General features: G+C 67.8%; 12 protein-coding genes and 1 pseudogene. 3 read left to right on the top strand and 10 right to left on the bottom strand.

The window, feature by feature from the left end:
• Window positions 1-215: 215 nt before the first annotated feature.
• Complete coding sequence (locus ABZ883_RS38790) at window positions 216-716, bottom strand: ATP-binding protein (protein ID WP_360915445.1); 501 nt, start codon at window positions 714-716, stop codon at window positions 216-218.
• Window positions 717-1,010: 294 nt separating this feature from the next.
• Between ABZ883_RS38790 and ABZ883_RS38795 the strand changes: the two genes are divergently transcribed.
• Window positions 1,011-2,339, top strand: a complete 1,329-nt coding sequence (locus ABZ883_RS38795) for a DNA-binding protein (protein ID WP_360915448.1) — start codon at window positions 1,011-1,013, stop codon at window positions 2,337-2,339.
• A 1-nt stretch (window position 2,340) separates the two neighbouring features.
• On the opposite strand, the gene ABZ883_RS38800 is transcribed toward ABZ883_RS38795, so the two are convergent.
• From ABZ883_RS38800 to ABZ883_RS38810, 3 genes are all read right to left on the bottom strand, one after another.
• Complete coding sequence (locus ABZ883_RS38800; protein WP_360915451.1) at window positions 2,341-3,357, bottom strand: NAD-dependent epimerase/dehydratase family protein; 1,017 nt, start codon at window positions 3,355-3,357, stop codon at window positions 2,341-2,343.
• Between the two features lie 238 nt (window positions 3,358-3,595).
• Window positions 3,596-3,913, bottom strand: a complete 318-nt coding sequence (locus ABZ883_RS38805) for a hypothetical protein (RefSeq protein WP_360915454.1) — start codon at window positions 3,911-3,913, stop codon at window positions 3,596-3,598.
• A 224-nt stretch (window positions 3,914-4,137) separates the two neighbouring features.
• On the bottom strand, window positions 4,138-11,625 hold the full coding sequence (locus ABZ883_RS38810; protein ID WP_360915457.1) for a polymorphic toxin-type HINT domain-containing protein: 7,488 nt from the start codon (window positions 11,623-11,625) through the stop codon (window positions 4,138-4,140).
• A 788-nt stretch (window positions 11,626-12,413) separates the two neighbouring features.
• Here ABZ883_RS38810 and ABZ883_RS38815 point away from each other — a divergent pair.
• Window positions 12,414-15,761: a DNRLRE domain-containing protein gene (locus ABZ883_RS38815; protein WP_360915460.1), complete on the top strand. Its 3,348-nt coding sequence runs from the start codon at window positions 12,414-12,416 to the stop codon at window positions 15,759-15,761.
• Window positions 15,762-16,548: 787 nt separating this feature from the next.
• Here ABZ883_RS38815 and ABZ883_RS38820 read toward each other — a convergent pair.
• From ABZ883_RS38820 to ABZ883_RS38835, 4 genes and pseudogenes are all read right to left on the bottom strand, one after another.
• Window positions 16,549-16,680, bottom strand: a pseudogene (locus tag ABZ883_RS38820) (flavin reductase family protein); the annotation flags it as partial.
• A 493-nt stretch (window positions 16,681-17,173) separates the two neighbouring features.
• Window positions 17,174-18,055 (bottom strand): SDR family oxidoreductase, encoded by an 882-nt coding sequence (locus ABZ883_RS38825; protein ID WP_360915463.1) that lies wholly within the window; start codon window positions 18,053-18,055, stop codon window positions 17,174-17,176.
• 15 nt (window positions 18,056-18,070) lie between these two features.
• Window positions 18,071-19,537, bottom strand: coding sequence for an ornithine decarboxylase (locus ABZ883_RS38830; protein ID WP_360915466.1), 1,467 nt, complete (start codon window positions 19,535-19,537; stop codon window positions 18,071-18,073).
• Between the two features lie 69 nt (window positions 19,538-19,606).
• Window positions 19,607-20,782: a PP2C family protein-serine/threonine phosphatase gene (locus ABZ883_RS38835; protein ID WP_360915469.1), complete on the bottom strand. Its 1,176-nt coding sequence runs from the start codon at window positions 20,780-20,782 to the stop codon at window positions 19,607-19,609.
• 311 nt (window positions 20,783-21,093) lie between these two features.
• Between ABZ883_RS38835 and ABZ883_RS38840 the strand changes: the two genes are divergently transcribed.
• The gene (locus ABZ883_RS38840; protein ID WP_360915472.1) at window positions 21,094-23,394 is read left to right on the top strand and encodes a catalase; all 2,301 of its coding nucleotides are present in this window, start codon (window positions 21,094-21,096) and stop codon (window positions 23,392-23,394) included.
• Window positions 23,395-23,476: 82 nt separating this feature from the next.
• On the opposite strand, the gene ABZ883_RS38845 is transcribed toward ABZ883_RS38840, so the two are convergent.
• Both ABZ883_RS38845 and ABZ883_RS38850 read right to left on the bottom strand, forming a co-directional pair.
• Window positions 23,477-23,824, bottom strand: coding sequence for a DUF3140 domain-containing protein (locus ABZ883_RS38845; protein WP_360915474.1), 348 nt, complete (start codon window positions 23,822-23,824; stop codon window positions 23,477-23,479).
• Window positions 23,824-24,042 (bottom strand): DUF2945 domain-containing protein, encoded by a 219-nt coding sequence (locus tag ABZ883_RS38850; protein WP_360915477.1) that lies wholly within the window; start codon window positions 24,040-24,042, stop codon window positions 23,824-23,826. Before ABZ883_RS38850 ends, ABZ883_RS38845 begins: the two co-directional genes overlap by 1 nt.
• Window positions 24,043-24,286: the final 244 nt, after the last annotated feature.

Here is a 24,286-nt window from a genome sequence, read left to right on the forward strand (position 1 = left end):
AGGGGGCGAGGGCAGTTCGCTGGTCAGTGCCCAAGCCGGGCGGTGGCCAGGATGATCGTGGCGAGGGCGAGCATGAAGGTGAGGATCCGCAGGGCGGTCTTTCCCGGCACGGAGGGACTCCTGGGCTGAAGCGGATCGGGCTGGCTTGGAGCCTGCCCGCGGGTTCGCGGGGCCCGTGGGGGCCGGCCCGCGTCGGCGGCCGGAGCATGGCGCGGTCAGCATGCCGGGCGGTCCAGTCGCAGTGCCGCGTAGACCGCCGTCCGCCGGATGTGCGGGTACGGGGCCCACTCGTCGGCAAGGGCGGCGACCAACGGCAGCCCGCGTCCCCTCTCGTCCCCTGGGCCTGCTGCCCTGAGGCTGACGGCCTCTCGCCAGGGCCCGGGGTCAATCACGGTGATCACCGCGCGGCCTCTGGCGAGTGTCACCAGCACGACGATCCCCCCGCTGCGCGGGCAATGCAGGACCGCGTTTGTGGCCAGCTCGGACGTGATCAGCCGTGCATTCTCGATCAGGGGCCCGTCCACCCCCCAGCTCCGCAGCACCCGTGCGGAGAACTCACGAGCCTCGCGAGGAGCCCTGAGGTCCGGACGAGGCAGCCGGAGGGCCTGGCGGTGGCCGCCCTCGCCGGCCCGGTCGACCGAACGCGCGAGCCGCTCTGCGGCAACGGCCGGTTGACCGGACGCGGGAAGGTGCGGCCGTACGGCTCTCGTCGTCATCACGTCCTCTGTGGGGTAGCGGGTCCGCCGACGCAGCGGGCCGGCGTCCTGAGCGTCGGATTGGACACGCTCAGCTGGGGCGTTGACCAGCGTGGCCCCGCATGCGGTGCCACCGCCATGTCAGGGAGCGGCCGTTCCCGTGCCGTCGAGGACCGCGCCCGACACCCGTGTGTCAACCGACTGCCACATGGCGGGAATGAGTGGCGCGGTGCACGAGTGCGGTATCCCCTTCGTGCAAAGGGATCGATCCGCAGGGGACCGCCGATGGGCCGAAGCCCGATGAACGGGGCCGATGTGACTGACCAACCCGAGACGCTGCTCAAGCTCCTCTGCGACAAGGGCAACCTGGGCGCTGAGGATTTCGTGGAGCTGTTCGACAAGACCGCTGAGGAGGTCGTGGGGAAGGGAAACAGGAACCCGACCTGCAGCGTCCGGACCGCGTTCCGCTGGAAGTCCGGGAAAACCCGCCCGGAGGCGTTGTCCGCCGACACCCGTCGCGTGCTGCAGGCCATGTTCGCCCGCGACGCCGCGGCACTGCTGGCTCCCCCGCCACTCGCCGAAGATCCCTCGGCACCCGCGTTCAACCTGGAGCACGAGATCGACATGACCGCACGCGAAGCCCACGACGACGCCAGCGGGACAGCCGCCGCGTCCGTATCCGACACCAGCCTCGACCAACTCACCGACGACGTGGCGTCGCTCGCACGCGCTTACGCAGCCCTCCCCGCGATAGAGGTCTTCCGGCGGGGCCGCACGCTCCAAGAGGAGCTGCACAACCAGCGGGACCGCACGCAAATCCCCGCCCAGCAGCAGCGACTCCTGGTACTCACCGGTCAGACGATGGCCCTGCTCGCCGCTGCGGCCTTCAATCTGGGCTCCTTCGACAACGCCCGTCGCCTGGCCCGAGCCGCCGACCTCTACGGGGAGAGTTCCCGCTTCGAGCCGCTGCGGGCGTACGCGGACGGCATGCTCGCCTACATCGCCTACTTCACCGGCATGCCCGCTGAGGCCGTCAGCAAGGCCCGCCGCGCGCAGGCCTACGGCGGCCTGGGCGACACCGCCCGGCGCAGGCTCCGGGCCATCGAGGCGCGAGCACACGGCTACCTCGGCGACACGGACTCCGCCCGCCAGGCTCTCCGGCTCTCCCTCGATGCGGAGAGCGGAGCCCGCGACGACCTCCACGACGGCATCGGAGGCGAGTTCGGCTTCACACCCGAGCGGCTGGCCATGTCAAACAGCTCGACCGCACTGCTGATCCACGATGCGGGCCAGGCGGAGCACTCCGCACGCCGCGCGCTGGACCTCGTCAGCGGGAAACCGCAAGCCGCCCGGTCCGCACACGTGCTCGGCGGCGCGGCCGCCGACCTCGCCATGGCCCGACTCCTGGCAAACGACGTGGAGGGAGCCGTCGACGCGCTGACTCCTCTGTGGGACATTCCGCCGGAGCAGCGCGTGACAGGCATCCTGGTGCGCACGGGCCAGATCCAGCACTTCCTCGCACGGCCCGTCTACCGCACCTCGATTCTGCCTCGGCAGCTGCGCGACCGAGTCGAAGAATTCACCCGCACCGCGAGCACCCACCAGCTCGGCTCGGTCACCGCGTTGCTGAGCTTGGAGGCCTGAGTCAGACGAGAGAGGCGAGGATCTTCGCCTCCTTTTCCTGGGCGATCCCGTGTGCTGCCCACCTCGGGTGGTCCACGGGACGCCCGTCCGCGGCAAGCCATTCCCAGGTGTCCCGGATCGTCTCGGCGATGGGCCGGCAACGCAGACCGGCGGACTGCGCGCGGCTGGAGTCGACCGACCACACGCCCGGGTGCGTGCGCCACAGAGGGAGCTCGGTCCATTGCGCGACGCCGTGCTCTGCCAGAACGCCCGGATCCACCCACTCCGGCTTCCCGGCGCTGCCGGTGACGGCCAGACACTCACCCAGGAAGTCGGCGAAGGTGATCCCGTCAGGATGTGTGACGTTGAATCCGCCTGACGCGTCGCCAGCAGCCTGATCGAGAGCGAACTCCGCGACGTCGCGGACATCAACGGGTTGGATCGGCTGGCTGCTCGGGGCGGGTGCGAGGATCCTCCCGCCGCGTTTGGCCCGGCCGAGCCACCAGGGAAGGCGGCCGACGTATTCGCCGGGCCCCAGGATGACACCGGGGCGGAGGAATACCGCGGAGTCGCCGAAGACCTCGGTCACCGCGCGCTCCCCGCCGGCCTTCTGGAAGCCGTAGAGGGTGGGGCTGCCGTCCTCGCCGGTGTACCCGTACGACGCGTCCGCGTCAGCCGGGCAGTCCAGCAACGGCGAGGAGTCCGTGAGCGCCTGGTTCGGCCAGCCCTGATAGACGGACACGGTGGAAACGTGCACCCAGCGCCGGACCACAGTACGGAGGGATGTGGTCGCCTGCAGCACTTCACGAGGCGCGAAGTCGGAGCTGGACGTGTCGATGACGGCATCCCACGGTCCCTGCTGGGAAAGCCGCTGGAGGTCGTCCGGGTCCGTTCGGTCCCCGTGGACAGGCGTAACGCCTTCGACCTCGCGTCCCGAGCGGCCTCTGTTGAAGGTGGTCACCGACCACCCCCTCGCCAGCCCTCCTTCTGCGATGCGCTTTCCCAGGAACCAGGTACCGCCGATCACAAGAATCTTCATGAGCATGATCCTGCCGTCCGCTGGGGCCCCGCGGAAGGGTCGCACCGCGGCCAGCGGCCCGCCCACCCTGGCCGACAAGCGCTACATGTCCCCGTCCGGCGCCCGAAAGGCCGCTGGCGCACCCTGAAGCACGTCACCATCAGCCCCGCCCTATAGGAGACATCGCCCGCGCCGCCCTCGTCCTCAACGGGATCTGGAAATGATCACCGCTGAGAAAGCGTCAGCATCCAGAGACTCCTCATCCCGCCCCAAGCCATGGATCCAACCGCAGCTCTTCGAGAGTCTCCTCATTGTACGAGATCATCTCTTCAAAAAATTCACCGAACGAATCGAACCGCTCAACCTCCTGACCGGCAATCCAGCGAACAGAGGAGCTTTCGCCAGTGACCCCAATCAGGAAAACATCGATATCGACCGCCGCAACCCCGCATGGCACATAGAGGTCCCTGCTCACGCCCAGGGATCCACCACTTCCAGCATCCGCAGCCTCGACCAACATCCAAGCCCTATCAAACCTTTCACCCCCCAAGAGCTCGGATGCGGACAACAGGTCCACGTCATGATAGAAGCCTCTCCACCCATCCGAAATGGATAGGAATTTCCGGTAATCATCCCCTAGATCAAATGTCACATCCGCCTGCGACAAGAAAGCCTCAGTTGAGCCCACAGGAGTCCGCGGTCCCCCGTAGTTCCAAATAGAGTTCACGTCAGCTGAAGCAATGCTTCGATTCACCGCCGCAGCGCGAGCGATGAGCTGTTCCCAATCCGGCGAAGATGAATTCATGGCGAGTACTCGAATTTCGTTGGCTTGTATCCCACAGGATAACCATTGACCTGTCCACCAAGGCTTGAATTCACCCTGCCGGACAAATCAAGCCATTCCGGCGGGACTGGATTACCTGTCCAAGCAGTATCGGGACCATGGCCCGGCACTCCCGTGTACGGGGTTCCGGCAGCGGCTGCGCGGGCTCGCTCCGCAGCAGCAGCAGCCGTAGCCTGTCTCCGCAGCTTTCCTGCCGTCGCGACGCGCCCAGTGGGCGAGAGTTGGCCTGCGCACCTCGCACGTTCACATGACGCAACATACGCCTTCACCTCGTCAATCTCCGTCTGGGTTGCATTTGGAGGAGCCTTGAACTTCACCGGCCCCGTTCCAGGAGACGGTGGGCAATTATGCACCAGGATCGATGTCTGCCCAGCGACCACATAATACGTGTGAAGGTCAGCGACTGTGAGGTTGTAAGCGGCCTGAAGATGACGGAAGTGTTTGACACTGACAACGCGCAGATCACGACCCTTGTCACTACGGAGGGTCATGCCCGGGGCAAGGTTTCCGGCGTCGATCCAGTCGTGTTCGCTGGGTGACCACATGGGATGGTGGTCGGTTGCGGTGAGGGTGCTCCCGCCATCCCCCGTAGCATTGTTCAGGGTGATAGTGGTGAAGTCGGTGTCATCCGGGGTGAGGATCGTGGAGGTGACCGACTTAGAGCCCGTTTTGCCGGTTTCGGGATCTGTGGCGAGAACCTCATCACCGAGCTCAAGGTCCTCTATGGGCTTGGCGCTTCCGTCAGCGGCAAGTACTTCCGTGCCGGCAGGGAAGCTATTTTTGCATACACTGAGGAGTTTTGCGGCGAGTTTGGTAGCGCCCTTCTCCATGAGCTTTGCCGCGCCAAAGCCCATGACGCCTTCGGCCGCTCCGGTGGCGCCGCCGATTCCTTCTGCCTTGAGGTAGCCGAGGTTGCTGTGGTCGGCGTCGGGATCAAGGTAATTGTTGGTCCAGGCGCCGGCCATTCCGCCGAGGGCGCCGCAGCCCGCTGCCAGGCCGAGTGCGGCTCCGCCGGTGGCGGCTCCGGCGGCCCCGACGGCTACACCGCAGCCTGCGGTGACGACGACTTGGGTGACGAAGGTGACGACCTCGCGGTGGTCCTGCATCCAGCCCTTCGCCTTGCACAACAGGCCGCATTCGGGCTGGGGCTTCGTGACGGTGACAACCTTGGTAACGATGCCGACGCTGTCGAGGCCACCACCGGTTCCGGTCTGGCGCCCTTCGTGCTTGTCCTCGTCCTCGAGTCGTGCGCTCGATCCGTCGTTCATGTAGGCGCAGGCGCCGCCGCCGCAGCCGTAGTCGGTGCCGGTCGGGTCTGTGAGGGTGACGGGGTTGTTGGCGCTGTAGGCGTAGCCGTTGAGGCTGAGGGGCCTGGCGATGTCGAGGACGGGGTCGGCGGAGATGAAGCGGCCGGTGTCGGGGTCGTATTCGCGGGCGCCGAGGTGGGTGAGGCCAGTGGTGTTGTCGTCGGTTCCGCCGACGTAGCCGCGGTGGGATTGCCAGGTGCCGGGCTGGGTGCCGCGTTGGACGCCGAAGGGGTCGGTGCGCTGGCGTTCGATGGCCTGGGCGTCGTCGAGGCCGACGGTGCCGACGGCGGTGCCGTGGTTGTCGGTGACCATGGCGGTCAGGGTGCTGGTGGTGCTGCCGCGGGTGGAGTGGCGCAGCACGGCGGGGGCGCCGGCTTGGCCGTAGTAGCGCTGGCAGTAGGCGGTGTCTCCGGCGGCGTCGGTGGAGAGTTCGGTGTCGTCGAGGTAGAGGGTGTGGGAGGCGGCGGTGGCGGCGATGATTCGGTTGCCGTTGGCGTCGTAGAGGTAGGTGGTCTGGTCGGCGAAGGCCCACTTCTGACCGGCGTCGGTTGTGCAGGTGTTCAGTTGAAGGGCGGTGGCGTCGTCACCGCTGGGGGCGTTGAGGCACTTGCCCGACGTTTGGTGCTTGAGGGTGCCGCCGGTCAGGGTCCACTTCTGGTCGGTGGACCCTGTGCAGGCGGCCAGGGTGACGGGAGTGCCGTCGGTGGTGGCACCGCCAGTGGGTATGGCGCACTTTCCGAGGATCTTCAGCGCGTCGGTGGTGGGGTCGAGCTGGGCGTTCTGTGCCTTGGTGCCGTTGCAGGAGAAGAGCTGGAGGGGGGTGCCGACCGTGGTTCCGGAGTTCTTCAGGTCCAGGCACTTGTTTTCGAGGCCGAGGAGTTGCCCCTTGCCGTCGGCGCCGAAGCCGGAGGCGGTTTTGATCTTGCCGTCCCAGGTCCATTCCAGCGTCTGGGTGTCACCGCCGTAGGTGCGTGTGTGGGTGTTGCCGGTTGCGTCGTAGGTGAGCTCGGCGAGGGTGTCGACAGTGGCGGTGTCAGTGGTGATGTCGGTGAGGGTGTGGGGCTGCTGGAGGGTGCCGCCGCTGTCCTTGGTGCCGTAGCCGTAGCCGGTGGTGGTGTCGGTAGTGCTGTCGACCTGGCCGCCGGTGACGGTGACGGTGACGGTGGGGTTGTGCTCGATGAGTTGCTTGCGGTTGCCCAGTTCGTCATAGCTGTAGGTCTGCCAGTAGCCGTCGTTGGCGCTGGTGACGTTGGTCGCGGTGACCTTGCCGGTCGTGTCGTTGTAGACCGGTGCAATGTTCGTCTGGCCGGTGGCCTTGCAGCTGGGGTTGGGGGAGGTCCATGCCTCGTGGAGCTGCCCGAGCGCGTCGTAGGTGAAGCACTGGCGGTCGGTGTAGCTGACGTTGTCGGTGTCGCTGACCTGGGTGACGTTGCCGGCCGTGTCGTAGGTGTAGGTGCGGTCGTTGACGCGGGAGGCTCCGATGACCTCGCGGTCGGTTACGGCGCGGGTGAGCTGGCCGGTGTTCTCGTTGTACAGGTTGGTGGTCCACACCCGGTTCGGCATCTCGCCGGTGACGGCCCGTGTCACCTCGCCGTAGGGGCTGTAGGTGGTGTCCGCGGTGTACCAGTCCAGGCCGGAGGTGGAGGTGGGCAGGCCGTCGGCGTTGTAGCGGGTGATGACCTTTTCCTGGGCCAGACCTCCGACGGCCGGGACGGTAACGGACTGCAGCTGTCCGGTCTGGGTGTAGCTGTAGGCGTAGTTGTAGGTGCCGGCCAGGCCGTCGGTGAAGGTGTCGGTGAGGCTGTCGGGGATCCTGATGGTCTTGCCGGTGGGACGGTATTCGGCGTCGTATCCCGTGATGGTGGTGGTGATCTTGACGCCGTCGTTGTCGCGCATGGCGGAGACGAGCTGGCCCTTGGCGCCCAGGATGGTGTCGTAGTCGAACTTCGTCAGCAGCGTGCCGCTGGAATCGCCCAGGTGCTGCTCGGTGGCGCGGCCGAGGGCGTCGTACTTGGTCCATACCTTGATGCCGCTGGCGTTCAGGGTGGTTTCCGGCCGGTCGAGGTTGTCGTACCACGTCTGGGTCGTCCCGGTGTCGGGGTCGACCGCCTTGACGGCACGGCCGCGGGCGTCGTAGACCCAGGACCAGGTGTTGCCCTTGGTGTCCTTGGCCTCGGTGCGGTTGCCGCGCGTGTCGTAGGTGTAGGTGGTGGCGGTGTACGCCGCGCGCAGGGCGTCGGTGAAGGTGTCGATCTGTGTGGTCCGGCCGAGGGCGTCGGTGAAGCTGCGGGTGGCGGCAGCGCCGGTGGGCGGGATGACGGTGGTGGCGTCCCAGTTGTAGGTGTAGCGGGTGGTCTTGTCCGGCGACCTGGTGGTGCTGCCGTTCGGGATGGTTCCGTCCTGCGCGATGCCGCCCTCGACGGGTGTGACCGACAGGGGCCGTCCGAGGCCGTCGTAGCTGCTGAGGGTGGCGTTGGGGATGTTGAAGTCGGACTTCAGCTCGAACGGGGCGGTGGAGGGTGCGTCTTCGGCGTAGTAGCCGTTGTTGGTGCGCCGGACGGTGCCGTTGGCGTTGTAGAGGGTGTCGGTGACGATGCGTCCGCCGCCGACGGCGTCGGTCTGGGTCTGGCGGGTGCGTCCCAGGCCGTCGTAGAGGGCGATGGAGCGGGCGTAGGTGCCGTTGTCACGGAGGGTTTCGGTGGTCACTGCCGTGGGCTTGCCCACGGTGGTGTCGTAGGTGAACGTCGTGTCCGGGTCGTCGGTGGCCGGGTCCTGCGAGGGTGTCCATACGGCGGTGGTGCGGCCGAGGGCGTCGTAGGTGTAGTGCGTGGTGCGGCCGTTGACGTCGGATACGTCCACGGCGGTGCCGCGGCCGGGTTCCACCGTGGTGGTGGAGGTGTAGTGCAGGGCGTTCTCGGCGGTCGTGGAGAACACCTGACCGGTCGGCGGACTGTATGTCGTCGTGCCGGTCTGGTTGTTGGCGTCGGTGGCGGAGTCGAGGCGGCCGTAGTCGTCGTAGTGGGTCTTGCTGGTGCGGATCCAGCCGGTGCCGGCGCCGTCAGAACCCCAGACTTCGGTGGGTAGTCCCTTGGTGGGGGCGGCGCCGTAGTCCTGGTAGTCGTAGCGGGTGCGTGAGGCGGAGATGACCTCGTCGCCCGTCGCGGTGGCTGCCTGGTCGCACGTGCCGGCGGTGGTCTTGGTCTGCTGGACCAGACCGATCAGCCAGGCGGTGGTGTTGTGCAGGTAGGACGTGAGGGTGCACGTCTCGTCGCCGGGCTTGCCGGTGTCGCCGCGGGACTCGACCTGAGTGGGCAGCCCGTAGGTGTCCTCGTACTGGGTGGTCACCTGCACAGTGCGCGAGGTGCGGCTGTCGCCGGGCTTGGTGCCGCTGGTCGGGGTGACCGTGACGGTCTTGTCGACTTGGGTGCGGTAGGCCTGCAGGTCGGGACTGTCGTCGCGGGCGCGGGTGGCCAGCGCCTGCTCGGAGGGATAGGTGACGGTGCGAGAGGCGATCTCGCCGCCGCTGCCGTCGTCGTTGGCCTTGGTGTAGGTGATTGCCTCGGCCGTCATCCCTTGGAAGGCGGGTTCGTCGTCGGCGATGTCGGCGCCGGTGGAGTCCTTGACCTTCACCGAACGGGCGCTGTTGCCGGGAAGGGGGTCGCCGTCCATGCCGCGGAAGTAGCGGGTGACGCTCTTGCCGCGCACGATGCCGTTGGTGGGGTCGTTCTTGCCGGTGAGGACCGTGACCTGGGAGTAGCCGCGCCACTGGTCGTAGGTGCGGGTGGCCTTCTTGGAGAACTCGGCCTGGTTCTTCGCCCAGGCCGCTCCGTCATCCGGGTACTGGTATTCGGTGACCAGGTCGGGGACGCCGTCGAAGCGAGGCTTTTGGGTGATGGAGGTGACGACGTACTTGTTGAACCAGTCGATCGTCTCCTGATCGGGGTCCGGGCTCCAGTACACCGGGTAGCAGCGGGTCCCGTTGTCCTCCGGCTTGGGGTGCGCGGAGGTGGCCATGGCCGGGCACGGGTCGGAGTACTCGACGTCGATCTCGCCACCGGTTTCGGTGACGACCCGGCGGATGCGAAGCCGGTCGAACGACGGCCGCGGGTCCTTGTCCCCGGTGGTGACGCGGTTCGGCATCGCCTGGTTGTTGTGGGAGAACTCCACCGCGTTCATCTGCAGGGTGTCGCCGTTGACGGTGTAGCCGGTGCGCTGGATCGATTCCAGCCACAGCGGTGGGGCGGTGTCCGTCAGGGTGCGGGGGAAGGACTGGTTCAGGATGTATTTGTCGACGTTCGACGGTGTGGTCGAGCCCTGCTTGCGCTGGGCGAGTGTCGTGACGGACGACAGGCGCTTGCGGGACCAGAACGTCGGGGACGGCACTGGGCAGCGCTTGCCCGCCGTTCCGGCGCAGTACAGGTTGACCGGAGTGTCGTACCACAGCCGGTACTTGCCGTAGTCGCGCGAGGCGAAGGCCGCGTCGTTGCAGGTCAGACCGCTCTCGGCCTCGTCGAAGCAGCGTTCTCCGACGGTGAACTGCACCTGGGCGAGCGGGTTGGCGGTGAACAGTGTGTTCGAGCGCTGGCCGTAGTCGATGCGGGTGAGGTAGCCGCCTCGGGTGTAGGAGACCGGGGAGGTGTACTTCTCGTTCTTCGCGTAGTAGTTGGTCTCCTTGTTCCACCACAGCGACATGGCGTTGCCGTGTACGTCCACGACGTAGTCCAGGTTCCAGCGCCAGGCTTGGGTGCAGAACGAGGACGTGAAGCTGCTGTTGTAGCAGGGCTCACCGGATTGGTTGCCGGCGACCGGGACGGTGAAGACCGAGTCGGTGGTGTCCTTGCCGGTGGTCCAGCCGGGAAGCTTGTTCTTGCCGAAGTAGTACTGGGTGCCGTCCCTGGTGGTGACCTTCCAGTACTCCCCGTCCGCGTCACCGTTGTCGTTGCTGGTGTCCTTGAGTTTCTCGACCTTCGTGCCGTCTCCGTTGGCCGTCACCCACACGCAGCCCTCAGCGTCCAGGTTTCCGTCCGGGCAGTTCTTGGGGTCGACGACCAGTTCGGTCGTCGATCCTCCCAGGGACATCACGGCGTTGTAGGAGCCCCAGCACAGGTCCGAAGTCTTGTGGGACGCGTTGTTGGCGTTCCCGCTCGTGTCGTCCCGGCAGTTGCGGTAGGTCCGCTCGATCGAGCCGGGGTTGTAGTCCCAGCCGTCACCGATCCAGGAGGCCTGGTTGTTGGTGGCAGAGGTACGCCCGTCCACGACCTGCGAGTTGTAGTCGAAGGAGATCTTCGGCGAAGGGCCGACCGATACCGGAGGCACCTGGACGGCCTGGGACCACGTGAAGGCCCCGGCCGAACCGCCGGCCGACCACGTGCCAGCACTGGACAGCGGGGTTGCGGTGTAGTCGCCCTTGGCACCGGATCCGGAGTCCGTTGCCGCCAGCACCACCGACCCGCCACCGGCGGTCGCCCGGGGCAGCAGCGCCCGCAGGGTCTGGTTATGGCTGCTGGGGTGGTAGACCGCCGATGCGGCCGAACCGTTGTGGTCGGTGTTCAGTGATGCGGTCCGGGCCGCCGCGGAGGCCGCGGTCGCCGCGGCGACGTCAACCGTGGTCTTGATCTGCCCGGTGGTGCTGTCGTTCTGGGTGGCCAGGGAAGTGGCCTGGTTGCAGGCCTCGTCGTCCGGGTCGCTCAGGAAGCACTCGGGGTAGGCCACGAACTGCATGCGGTCTGCCCAGTCGGCACTGTAGAGCTTCTCGAAGTCCGAGTAGTCCAGCGCCACGTCCACCGCGGCATCGTCGGCCGTTGCCGGCGGGGTCACGGTCAGCAGGACACCACTGACCTCGGCTGCCGACGCGGGATCGGCTGCCACGCCGACCTGCCAGGTACCGGCCACCGCTGCGGCCTGTTCGGGAGTGGCGTCCTTGGGGGCTCCCAGCAACACCGGCAGGTTGTCGGCCTCGACCAGATCACCGGCCACCGGATTGGTCAGGTCGATGGCTTCCGGTTCACCGGACGGGACCACCGGGTCGGCCGGCTCGTACGGCTTCACCGGGACCGTCGCCTCGCCAGCCAGATCATCGAGCACGCCGGTGTCCGCGTCGGCGGCCTTCTCCTCGGGCGGCAGATCGATCAGGTTCACCCCTGCCCGGTCCCCGCCGGTCGGCGGAGCAGCGACCGCCTGCGCGGGTAGCAAGGTCACCAGCAACCCGGCCACGACCGCCGCTCCGGTCCCTAGGCGGACCCGGTGCACACGACGGCGAGCAGCGGCAGTGCGCGGCAATGAGCCGCGACCGGACCACGACAGCGAACGCCAACCAAACACCGAGCAGCCCCCCAAGGCGGCAGGCAGGAATACGACGGAAAACCGCAGAGCCTGCCCTGAAGATACGAAGAAAGATCCGCCGAATCCTCTGCCCGAAATAAGGTACCCGTCAATTGATTTCACGGCACATGTGACATCCGCCACGCACAATAGATGGAAAATTGACGCATCCAGGAAAGATTATTCAGAGATCCTTCGATCCGGCGCAAAGGGTTCCTCATTCACATGATCCACACATCGGGACACAAGCAGGCAAGCGTACTTCGGGATGTCCACTGCAGCGCACGTGGTCGGCAACGGCGGAGGGTTGACCTGTGGGGCGCGCCCGACCGGCTCGCACTCGCATTACAAGTCCCACACGTGAAGAACTTGCCGCATTCACACCTTTTCATCCGCCACGGAATCCCATAAAGGGTGGCGCGGGGTGCATCTGTAGGGCATGATCTGGTCGCGCATTCCTGCCCTCTGGGAAATTTCTGCACTGACTCCCAAGGGTTGAACATCAGGTTAACTCCAGCCAAAGATGACGCTGGGCTCGGTGGCGGATTCATTCGTCGCCGGGCATCGCGTGGCGTTGGCTGCGGGTCGGGGAGGGGAAGAGTTTCGTGGACGGACGTTGGCTGCGCCTGCCGCGCACCAGGCGGCGGGCCGGTGCCCTGCTGGCCACCGCAGTGGCCGCTGTCCTTGGCCTGACGCAGTTGCCGGCGCTGCACCACGCCGACGCCCCACAGCACCCGGGGGCCCCCTCCGCGCCGGTGCTGCTGGACGAGGACACCGCCGTCGCCAAGGCCCGCAGCTCCGGCGAGCGGGTGGAGGTCACCGCGCTGCGCGACGCGAACACCACCACCTACGCCCTGCCCAACGGCTCCTTCGAGCTGACCAGTCGTGCGATCGCGTTCCGCGCGAAGGTGGGCGGGGTGTGGAAGCCCATCGACACCGACCTGCGTCGCACCAAGGACGGAGGCTGGGCGCCCAAGGCCGTCAACAACCCGGCGGTCTTCTCCGCCGGCCGGCGCAGCGCCGATGCCCACGCTTCCCGGTCCCAGGCACGTACAGCGCTGACCACCGGAACGGCCGGGGAGGCGACTTCCAGCGACCTGGTCACCTGGAGCACCGACGGACACCAGCTCACGCTGACCTGGCCCGCCGCGCTGCCGGCGCCCGTCGTCGACGGCCCGCGCGCCCTGTACCAGGACGTGCTGCCCGGGGTCGATCTGCTGCTGACCGCCCGCGACGCGGGCTTCTCCCACGTCCTGATCGTCAAGGACGCAGACGCCGCGGCAAACCCGGAACTCGCCCATCTGTCGTACGGCCTGACCTCACCGGACCTGGCCTTCACCCTCGACCCGGTCACGCACGTCGTCCACGCCAAGGACAGCAGTGGGCGCGAGATCGCGGTCTCCCCCACGCCCTACATGTGGGACTCCGCAGGCAAACCCGCCGTCACCGAGGGCGACGACCCGCAGCCGCCCCGCCCGTCCGAGGAACCGCCCCCGTCGACCGGTCCGGACGTCGACCCGCCGGCGGACGATCCCGCGGACAGCCCCGATCCGAGCTCCCACACACCCTACGACGAGACCGATGCGGCCTTCCGCGACAGCACCCGCGGCGGCGCCGGGCCGGCCGTCCGGCCGGCGGCTTTCACCACCGGCTCCGACTCGGCTTCCGTGCTGGCCCTGCCCGGGCTTGCCGGGCCGCAGCCCGGCACCCACGACGCGCTGGCCCAGGTCACCCTCAGCGGCGGCACCGCACTGAGCCTGACACCCGACGCGAAGCTGCTGACCGACGACTCCACGGTGTACCCGGTGTTCATCGACCCCTCCTTCACCGGGCACACCAACAACTGGACCACCGCCTACCAGCCGCATCCGAGCTCCAGCTTCTGGAACGGCAACAACTTCAACGACGGCACCGATACCGCCCGTGTCGGCTACGAGTCCACCACCGCCGGGCTGTCCCGCTCCTTCTTCCAGCTGGCCCTGTCCACCAAGCTCAAAGGCGCGGCCGTCTCCTCCGCCTCCTTCTACGCCCTGGAGACCTACTCCTGGTCCTGCTCCGCGCGCGGTGTCCAGCTGTGGCGGACCAGCGGCATCTCCTCGGCGACGACCTGGAACAACCAGCCGTCGTGGACCGAGCAGATCAACGCCCAGAACGTCGCCCACGGCTACAACAGCAGCTGCCCCGACAACTGGGTGAACTTCCCCGCCACCTCCCTGGGCCAGGACGCCGCCAACAACGGCTGGAGCTCGGTCACCGTGGGACTGCGCGCGGCCGACGAGACCTCGTCGTACCCGTGGAAGAAGTTCGAGGCCAGCAGCAGCAACTCTCCGTACCTGAAGATCACCTACAACCACAAGCCTGTCGAGCCGACCAAGCTGGCCATGACGCCTGGCCCGGACTGCGAGGCCACCCCCAGCAGCAGCGTCGGCAACTCCGACCTGACCTTCGCCGCGACCTCCTCCGATCCCGACGGCGACCTGAAGTACCTCGACTTCGAGGTGTGGCAGGACGGCGCCACCACCAAGATCATCGACGGCAACTACACCGTCGATGCCAACGGCCACGCCAGCATCACCGTCGCCGCAGCCAAGTTCGCCAACGGCAAGGTCTACAGGTGGACCGTGCGGGCCATCGACTCCACCGGCACCGCCTCCTCCTACGCGCCGCCGGGCACCGGGAACTGCCTGTTCACCTACGACTCCAGCAAGCCCAACCCGCCCGGCATCGACTCCACCGACTTCCCCGAGGACGACGGAACCGGCACCGTCTGGAGCACCAAGACGTTCGGCAACGAGGGAACCTTCACCCTGTCGCCCGCCGGCAGCAAGGACACCACGACCTACCTGTACTCCGTCAACGGCGGGTTCTACGACCACAGCAAGACCGTCGCCAAGGGCGCCAGCACCACCGTCTCCGTCGCCCCCAAAGTCGCCGGCCCCAACGTGCTGTACGTCAAGGCCGTCGACGGCGCGGGCAACCAATCGGCGGCGGCGACCTACCTGTTCTACGTCTCGCCCAGCGACCACGAGGACGCGCCGGGCGACGTCACCGGCGACGCGCTCCCCGACCTGTACGTCATCGACCAGATCGGCAACCTGCGCCTGTACGCAGCGGACAAGACCGGCGACATCCAGGCCTCCATCCCCGCCGCCTACAAGCCCCGCTCCACTCTCGCGGACGGCTACTGGACCGACCCTGATGGAAACCCCGCCCTGATCACCCACAACGGCGACTTCCTCAAGGCCGACGGCATCACCGACCTGATCGCCCGCATGCCCGACAACGACAACAACCCCGACAACGGGGCCGACCCCGGCCTGTTCATCTACCCCGGCGACGGCTACGGCAGCTTCGACATCACCCAGCGCACCGAGGTCTTCCTCCCCGACAAGGCTGTCAATGGCGAGACCGTGCCCGCCCCCGGGGCCTACGACCAGATCCTCGCCGTCGGCGACATCGACAAGGACGGCCGGCCCGACATGTTCGCCACCTCCGGCAACCAGTACTGGGCCTTCCTCGGCTACACCGGCGGCGCCTTCAGCCAAGCCGTCCTCCAGAACACCGCCACCGCATGGCCCGATCGCGACCTGGTCTCCGTCGGCGACCACAACAACGACGGCGCCCTCGACCTCGTCTACCGCGTTCGTCAAGCCGGACAACTCCGCGTCCGCTACGGCATCAAGGACAGCCACGGCGGCACCACCCTGCTGTCCCTGTCCAACGGCACCCCCTCCCTCCTCGGCGTCGACACCAACTACCCCGGCATCGCCTGGAGCAAAGACAGCGTCCCCATGATCGCTGGCACACCCGATATCAACGGCGACGGCATCCCCGACATCTGGGCCGTCCTGGCAGACACCAGCGTCCACGTCTACATCGCCACACCCACCACACCCGGCTCCGACGCAATCGTCATCACCAGCGGCTGGGACGTCAAAAAAGCCCTCGGCTAACATGATCTCCCAGCGCGGTGGGTGCGAGAGTCGCCCTCGCACCCACCGTGGGGTCGCCAACGGCGACCATTGCCTGATGTCGATCACTGGTCCGCCAGGACAGGTTGGCCGAAGTCGCCGACCAAGCTGTTAATGGACTGCTTCAGGTCGGGAACTTACTGATGATTGCCGCCAGGCCCTGCGGACGGGTCTCTGGCTCGAGGATGCCGTCGGTCTTCGAGGCCGCTGGAGCGGTGATCCGGAGACCGTGGATCTGCAAGTGGGTTTGGTGCTATGGCGGTCCACCCCGAGCACATTGGCGCGGCTGCACCTGAGCCCGGTCTCTCACCGATCTCGTCCGACGGCACGTGGGCTGAGCGTCCCTCCGCTGGCAGTCCGCCGCCCTCGGCCCGGCGGCTGCACGACGAGGCGCCGGAGGGGACTGAGCTCCACATCGTCGGTGTTCACCTCTACCTCGACGACACCCACGGCCATTCCTCCTCGGCCTGCGGGTCGCGGCGCATCAACGCCGCTCCGGAGGGGCCTGCCGCTGCCTGCTACACCGACCCTCACCCGGCCTGAGCAGCCGAGCCCGCACCAACCGCCGACCTTAGGCCGGGCGCTGCCGGCCGCAGGCGAAGCAACTGCGGGACGAAGTGGTGGCGCTGGTAGTACGGCGACCGGTGCTGACGCTGCAGACCAAGCAGCCAACCGCCCTCCGTAATCCCGTAAACTCCCACCTTGCACAGACCTCTGACCAGGGCTAACGTGCTACTGGACCGCTACCGCTTTCCTCAGAACTTCGCAGGGGGGCGAGATTCGCCGTTCCCGCCTCGCTCAGGGTCGACACCCATGCGATGGGCTGCGGCACGACCACCGAGGTCAGCAGCTTGTAGAACGGGTTGCGGCCCATGGCCTCGGGATCGAAGTCGATTCGCATGGGCGCCAGTATCCCCCTCGGCGGGGCCGGATCCCAGCCGCCCTCATCGCCCTGGTCAGACGCGAGGTTCCGACAAAAGTGCCTGGTATCGGAAGGCACGAGTCACCGGAGTCGATCACCCCATGTCCACGCCGCACGAGAGACATAAACCCTGCATGCCGGGGCGGCCGAGAGCAACGAGGGCGGCCCCGCTCCGAGGGCTGAATCTCGTTCTGAGTGGGGCCGCACCACCAGCATGTGCCCGATGCCGTCATGCGGGCATCACGAGACGATAGCCGCAAGCGGCCCTGTCGCTGTGAGGCAACTGCGGCCTGTCTGCGGCCGGCGTTCGGAGGAATCCCAGCCTGCCGATCTCAGCCTGACCCGCCTCGACGGCGGGCGCGCTCTGGGATGACCACACAGGTGAGGTCGCATTTCCCATCCAGTCCTCGGTCGGGCGCAGGCGGTGCAGGCTCAGTCGGGCCGCCCGGTGGGCGGCGCTGCACGGCTGCTCCTACGGCAGGGGCGTGCCGCCGGTCGCGTTGACTACCTCGGCGGTGATGTAGCCGGCGCGTTGGGATGCGAGGAAGACGTACGCCGGAGCCATCTCGGCCGGTTGTGCGGGACGGCCGAGGGGCGACTGCTTGCCGAATTCGGTGGTGTCCGGGAGGGTCGCGGGGATGAGCGGTGTCCACACCGGACCTGGGGCCACGGCGTTCACGCGGATTCCTTGTGACGCGACCATCTGAGCCAGCGACTGGGTGAAATTGACGATCGCGGCCTTCGTCATCGCGTAGTCCAGCAGGTGCGGGCTCGGCTTGTAGGCCTGCACCGAGCTTGTGTTGATGATGGAGCCGCCCGCGGGCAGGTGCTCGAGTGCCATCTTCGACAACCAGAACATGCCGTACAGGTTGGTCTTGAGCACGTGGTCGAACTGCTCTGTGGTGATGGCGCCGATGCCGTCGGGCTGGGACATCTGGTATGCGGCATTGTTGACCAGGATGTCGAGCTGTCCGAACTGTGCGAGGGCGAGGTCGATCACCTTGCGGCACTGCTCTTCGTCACGGATGTCGCAGGTCAGGGCGACGCCCTTGCGCCCGGCTTCGACAACAAGTCCGACGGTGGTTTCGGCCTCGTCTTTCTCCTCCGGGAGGTGGGTGATGAGCACGTTCGCCCCTTCACGGGCGAAGGCGAGTGCCACGGCCCGTCCTATCCCGGAGTCGCCGCCGGTGATCACCGCGGCTTTGCCTTCGAGCTGGCCGCTGCCCTGGTACGAGGCTTCGCCGTGGTCGGGGGGCGGGTCCATCGGGCCGGTCCAGCCTGGGTGCGGCTGGTCCTGCGCAGGGAAGTCCGGCTGCGGGTGGCGGGAAACCGGATTCTCGTTGCGAGGCGTCATCAGGGGGTTCCTTCGTCACTTGTCGATTGCGACCCGGATGGAGTGCACCTGCTGGTCCGCGGCGTCGGGGACGACCATTCCGGCCTCCACGCCGCTGCGCAGGTAGTCCAGCACCTGCCGGTTGAGGCGTTCGCCGGGGAGCGCCGCGGGGATGCCGGGCGGGTAGGGGGTGAGCATTTCGGCGGTGATCCTTCCCTCGGCCCTCTCGATCGGGACCTGCTCGGTCGGGCCGAAGAACGCGTCCCGGGGTAGCAATGCCTGCTCGAGGGTGAGGTCTTTCGGGTCCGGGATGTCCACGGCAGCCGCGGGGCGCAGATCGGCCACGTGCTCCATGAGGTCGGCTAAGGCGGCGACGAGGACCTTGGCACTGTCGTCGCTGTCCGCGTGGGTCAGTTGAGCGCTGATCCTGCGGTGGTCGCTGACGTGCAGGTTCACCCCGTGATGGGCTCGCAGCCAGTCGGCGGCGCGGTATCCGGTGGTCCCCATGGCCGAGATATCGATGATCACCTGCAACGGGTCCATGTCCGCGGCGCGGTCGGGGCCGCAGAAATCCTCACGGCCGTGCACGTGGAAGCCGTCGAGGTGCTCGATTTGGCCCCGTAGGGCGTCGGCCAGGGCGAGAGCCCGGTCGTACAGGGCGTGGCCGTGCTCCACCATCTGGCGGCGCCATCCGTCCAGTGCCGCGTACAGCAGCACGGAGGGGCTGGTGGTCCCCAGCAGGTCCTCGCGGGCCTTGAGCACGGCGGGGTCGATCAGGTCGCCCTGCAGGTGGAAGACCGAACTCTGCTCCAGAGCCGATCCCATCTTGTGGACGGAGGTGACGCACACGTCCGCTCCGGCGTCCATGGCCCAGGTCGGCAGCTGCGGGTGGAAGGGAAGGTGCGCCCCCCATGCCTCGTCGACGATCAGGGGTTTCCCGAGCCGGTGGCATTCTTCGGCGATGGCGTGCAGGTCCGCACAGGTCCCGTAGGGGGTGGGGCTGGTGACCAGGGCGCCCTTGGCGTCAGGGTGCTCGCGCAGTGCGGCGGCGAACGCCTGGGGAGAGGGCGGATGAGCCAGGTGCAGGTCCGGGTCCCATTGCGGACGCACCCAGATGGGCTTCTGCCCGGACAGGATCAGTCCCGAGACGACGGACTTGTGTGCGTCCCGTCCGACGATGATCTGCTCACGGGGGCCTGCGACGGAGAGCATGGCCGACTTCACCGACAGCGAGCTGCCGCAGGTGGAGAAGAAGGTGTGAGCCGCCCCCACGGCGTCCGCCATGAGCTCCTGTGCCTCTTCCAGGACCCCGCCGGAGGACGTCCGGTCGTCCATGCCGCTGGTGGCCAGGATGTCGGAGCGGAACACGGCCTCGCCCAGTGCTTCCAGAACGCGGGCATCGGTGCCACGGCCTTGTTTGTGACCTGGTGGGGTGAACGGTGTCTGTCCGGTCGCGTGGTAGGCGTTCAGCGCCTCCAGGACCGGCGCGCGCGAATGGTCCATGAGCAGCGGCTGCCCCCGCCTCGGGGGAGGAAACGCCAAGGGGCGACGCCCGCATCCCCACGGTGGAGGTCAGCGTCGTTGGACCTCGCGAAGGGGGTGCCATTCGAAGAGCACGATGGTCGCGTCGTCGCTCAGGTGCCCGCTCTGCGAGCTGAGGATGGCGTGGGCCAGGCGCCTCAGGACTTCAGGGGCGGGCTCCCCGGCTGAGGCCGCGCGATTGATGTAGTCGATGAAGCGTTCCTCGCCGAAGGCGTTCCCAGTCAGCCGAGCCTCGGTCACGCCGTCGGTGTACAGCAGGACACGGTCGTCCGGCTCCAACCGCACCTCATGCACCCGCCGCTCTGATGCGGTGCCGAGGCCCATTCCCAAGGGCAGGTCCGCTTCACGGTCGAACGCGCCCGGCACGAGGGCTTGGTCGCGCAGCAGGTACGGCGCGGGATGACCGCAGTTGACCCACCGCAGGTGTCCCGTGGTCAGCTCCAGGTGGAGGAAGATGCCGGTAGCGAAACGGTCGGGGAACTGCTGCTGCAGGTGTTCGTCGATGGTGCTGACGATCTCCGGAAGGTCGGCGCCGGTGCGACGGGCGTTGCGGCAGATGGCCAGAACCACCGAGGACATCAGCCCGGCCGCCAGGTCGTGGCCCATGGCGTCCACGATCGCGGCGTGAAGAACGTCGCCCCCCATGGAATGGTCGAAGGCGTCGCCGCCTACTTCATAGGCCGGCTCCACTACAGCGGTGGAGGTGACCAGCGGGGTCCCGATGGTGCGTGGCGGCAGGAAAGCCCACACCATCTCCGCGGCGATCCGCATCGGCTCCACGCGCTGAGCGCAGGCCAGGCGGTCGCTGTAGGTGCCCTTGGTGACCAGCGCAAGCGCCAGCAGGGCGGCCAGGGACTGGCAGCGCCGGATCATTGCGGCATTCAACGCGCTGGTCTCCACACACAGGACTCCGAGCCGCTCGACCCCGTCGATGATCGGCACGAACAGCACTACGTTGTCCCGCTCGCCCGGCTGGATGCGCAGGGATTCCGACCGGTAGGCCCATCCGGCCAGGCTGGCATCGATCGGCAGTTGCTGCGGCTGGACGGTGGGTGCTTCGTCGGCCAGTTCCACGAGGACGTTCTGCTGCAGATCGGCCACGTAGATCGTGGCGTTGTCCACTCCCAGATTCGCGTAATGCTCCATAACTACGCGAACCAGCCGCTCCGGTTCCGTGCGGTGAAGTGCGTCCAGCAGCCTGTCCATGGCCGAATTGCTGTCCGAGACACCCATCCCGTCCTGCCGATCTGAGACACCGGCCCCCTCCCCTCCATCACACGCGAGACCGGTCAGCGCTGCATCTGCTCGCCGCTTTGCGTGTGGGAAGACGGTCGGGGCGTCGAGCGCGGCCCGCCGCCGCTGCTGCTTCGTTCGCCGGGGTGCCGTGCCAGTGCCCGGCACCTGGGGTGACATCCCGCCGCGAACGGCGGACATCGCCTGGGCCCCTGTTTGTGTGAAAGGGACACCGGTTACCCGGAGGCGGCGGAGTCGCACGAAGACGAAGCTGGAGACATGCCATGGCCAATGAGCCGGGCCCTGTGAAGAAGATCGTCGACAAGGTGACGGAGGTGGCCGCCGAGCTCACCCCTGCGGGGCGCGCGGAGATCCCGGGGGTTCCGGCGAGCATGCCCCCCACGGTGGAAGAACCGGTCACCCCTCACGATCCGCTGCCGGCCAAGCCCGACCAGGCCGTTCCGACACCGCTCAGCGCGACGGGGCGCCCGGACGGACCCTCCAGGACGGTGAGGGCCCAGGACGGGCCGTTCCTCACGAACGCGCAGGGCGCCCGTCTGCCGGACAGCGACCACTCGCTCAAGGCCGGACCGCGCGGCCCGGTGCTGCTCCAGGACCACCACCTGCGCGAGAAGGTCATGCACTTCGACCACGAGCGCATCCCGGAGCGGGTGGTGCACGCCCGGGGCGCCGCCGCGCACGGGGTCTTCCGCGGCTACGGCACGGCGGCCGAGGTGTGCAAGGCGGCCTTCCTCGCCAAGGATGTCGACACGCCCGTGTTCGTGCGGTTCTCCACCGTCCTGGGCTCGCGCGGCTCGGCCGACACCGTGCGCGACACCCGGGGATTCGCCACCAAGTTCTACACGTCGGAGGGCGTCTTCGACCTGGTCGGCAACAACATCCCGGTGTTCTTCATCCAGGACGCGATCAAGTTCCCCGACGTCATCCACGCCAGCAAACCGCATCCGGACCGGGAGATCCCGCAAGCCCAGAGCGCCCACGACACCTTCTGGGACTTCGTATCCCTGCACACCGAAGCCACTCACCACACCCTGTGGAACATGTCCGACCGCGGCATCCCGCGGTCGTTCCGCACCATGGAGGGCTTCGGCGTCCACACCTTCCGCCTGGTCAACGGCGCAGGCGGCACGACGCTGGTGAAATTCCACTGGAAGCCGAAGGCCGGCGTGCACTCCCTGGTCTGGGAGGAGGCACAGATGATCAGCGGCATGGACCCCGACTTCCACCGCCGCGACCTCGCCGACGCCATCGAGGCGGGTGCCTTCCCGCAGTGGGAGCTGGGCATCCAGACCTTCCCCGACACCCCGGAGCAGACCTTCCAGGCGATCGACCTGCTGGATCCGACGAAGATCGTCCCCGAGGAGCTGGCTCCGGTGCAGCCGGTCGGGCTGCTGACCCTGAACGCCAACCCCACGAACTTCTTCGCCGAGACCGAGCAGGTCGCCTTCCACGTCGGCCACTTGGTGCCCGGTGTCGACATCACCGACGACCCGCTGCTGGCCGGACGTCTCTTCTCCTACCTCGACACCCAGATCACCCGGCTCGGCGGGCCGAACTTCGCGCAGATCCCGGTCAACCGGCCGCACGCCCCGGTCAACGACATGCTGCGCGACGGCTTCCACCAGGATGCGGTGCACGTCGGTGCGGCTCCCTGCAAGCCCAACTCCCTCGACGGTGGCTGCCCGTTCTTCGCCGGAGCCGAGGACCGGGCCTACATCGAGCACCCCACGCCGATCGCGACGAGCGCAAAGGTGCGCGAGGCCCCGGCCTCGTTCGACGACCACTTCAGCCAACCCCGGTTGTTCTGGCGGAGCCTGAGCGCCGTCGAACGCGAGCACACCATCGCCGCCTACACCTTCGAACTCGGCAAGTGCTACGAGCAGGCCATCAGGGAGCGCACCTTGAAGGCACTCGCACACATCGATCCCTACCTGTGCCAGCAGGTCGCACAAGGTCTGGGTCTGCCCGCGCCGCAGGCCGGGGAACCGCTCGCCGACGTACAGCCCAGCCCCGCGCTGTCGCAGGTCGGCCGCACCTGGCCGACGGCCGGTCGCGTCATCGGGATCGTCGCCGATGGTGCGTCCGACCTGGGCGCGGTGGAAGCCGTCCGTCGCTCGGTGCTGGCCACCGACATGATCCCGTTGATCGTCGCGCCCACTGGTGGCGCCCTCACGCGCGAGGGCTCCGATCCCGTCACCGTGCAGCGCACCTTCGCCACGGCGCGTTCCGTGGAGTTCGACGCCCTGCTGCTGGCCGAAGCTCCCGGGCCGGCCGCCGACGCCCAAGGCGGCCGTGACGCCAAAGCCGGGGCTCCGTCCCCGGTCAGCGCCCCTGTCGACCCCCGCGTCGTGCTGATGCTGCAGGAGGCCTACCGGCACGCCAAGCCGATCGGCGGCTGGGGCAGCGCGGACGCCGCCCTGCAGGCCGCCGGGATCGCCGTCGGCTCGGTCGGCGTCGTCACCGGCTCCGACGGCGAGGCGGTGCTGCGCGAGATCACCGCGCTGCTGGGTGCCCACCGCGTCTGGGACCGGTTCCCGGCCCCATCGAACTCCGGTGCTGCCTGACCGCTGCGGCCGCTCCTGACAGCGGCGTCCTGCCACCCGGTTCCGGCCGGTGGCAGGACGCCGCTGTCCTCCTGCGTGCCCGCTACTTCAGGGGGTCGTGGCGCCAGTTCATCAAGGAGTGGCGCCACCGGGTCTCCGTCACGTCGCCGCTGGGCCGCTGCTTCGCGTGACGGTGGACGTAGCCGACGACCTTGCGCATGTGCGTCACGTCGTCCTCGCTAAGGTCGTCCTTCTTGGTGCGCAGAAGGTCGATGATGCGCCGCCCGGAGGCGTGACCGACGCTCTCATCGCCGCCGCTGCTCTGGCCGACGCCCCTCGACTCGTCGGTGGCCAGCCACTTCTCGAGCTCGGCCGGCGTCATGTTGACCGCCTCCTCGAACGCGTCCAAAGTGTCGTCGCGCTTCGCGCCCCCACGGGCCGATCCGGCCATCACCGGTCCTCCTTGCGCAGGGCACTCGGCTTGTGCACGGCGGAGCGCCCGGACTTCTCGCTCTCCACCTCGTACTGCGGTTCCTCGTCAGAGGCATCGACAGTCCGTCCGGCAGCGCGCGTGCGATCCGTGATCTTCTTCTCGACCTTTCCGGGCACCTTGTGCCCGTGGCTCTTCCACGACACTTTCTCGCCTTTGCGAAGGTCGTCTTCCGGCATGGTTCCTCCTCAGCACTGCGTTCTCCACGATGTCGCCGCGAGGCGGCCCAGGCCCTATTCCGACTGCACTCAAGTCAGGTAGGCACCGTGTGCACCCTGGGCGCCTGCCCGGGGCCCTGTGCTCCATGCGAAGCCCTGCCCGGGCCGCCGCCGACGCGCCGGGCCGCCGAGCGCGTCCTACTGTTGATGAGCTCGTCCGGCCGGTGTGACCACGTCGCCGCGTGCGGCATCGGCCGGACGGGCG

The sequence above is a fragment of the Streptomyces sp. NPDC046977 genome (assembly GCF_040644455.1).
Classification (GTDB): Bacteria; Actinomycetota; Actinomycetes; order Streptomycetales; family Streptomycetaceae; genus Actinacidiphila.

Bases quoted from the DNA above. Each gene is read 5' to 3' on its own strand.
- ABZ883_RS38790 (WP_360915445.1), bottom strand. From the start codon at position 716: ATGACGACGAGAGCCGTACGGCCGCACCTTCCCGCGTCCGGTCAACCG.
- ABZ883_RS38800 (WP_360915451.1), bottom strand. From the start codon at position 3,357: ATGAAGATTCTTGTGATCGGCGGTACCTGGTTCCTGGGAAAGCGCATC.
- ABZ883_RS38825 (WP_360915463.1), bottom strand. From the start codon at position 18,055: ATGACGCCTCGCAACGAGAATCCGGTTTCCCGCCACCCGCAGCCGGAC.
- ABZ883_RS38830 (WP_360915466.1), bottom strand. From the start codon at position 19,537: ATGGACCATTCGCGCGCGCCGGTCCTGGAGGCGCTGAACGCCTACCAC.
- ABZ883_RS38835 (WP_360915469.1), bottom strand. From the start codon at position 20,782: ATGGACAGGCTGCTGGACGCACTTCACCGCACGGAACCGGAGCGGCTG.
- ABZ883_RS38840 (WP_360915472.1), top strand. From the start codon at position 21,094: ATGGCCAATGAGCCGGGCCCTGTGAAGAAGATCGTCGACAAGGTGACG.
- ABZ883_RS38845 (WP_360915474.1), bottom strand. From the start codon at position 23,824: ATGGCCGGATCGGCCCGTGGGGGCGCGAAGCGCGACGACACTTTGGAC.
- ABZ883_RS38850 (WP_360915477.1), bottom strand. From the start codon at position 24,042: ATGCCGGAAGACGACCTTCGCAAAGGCGAGAAAGTGTCGTGGAAGAGC.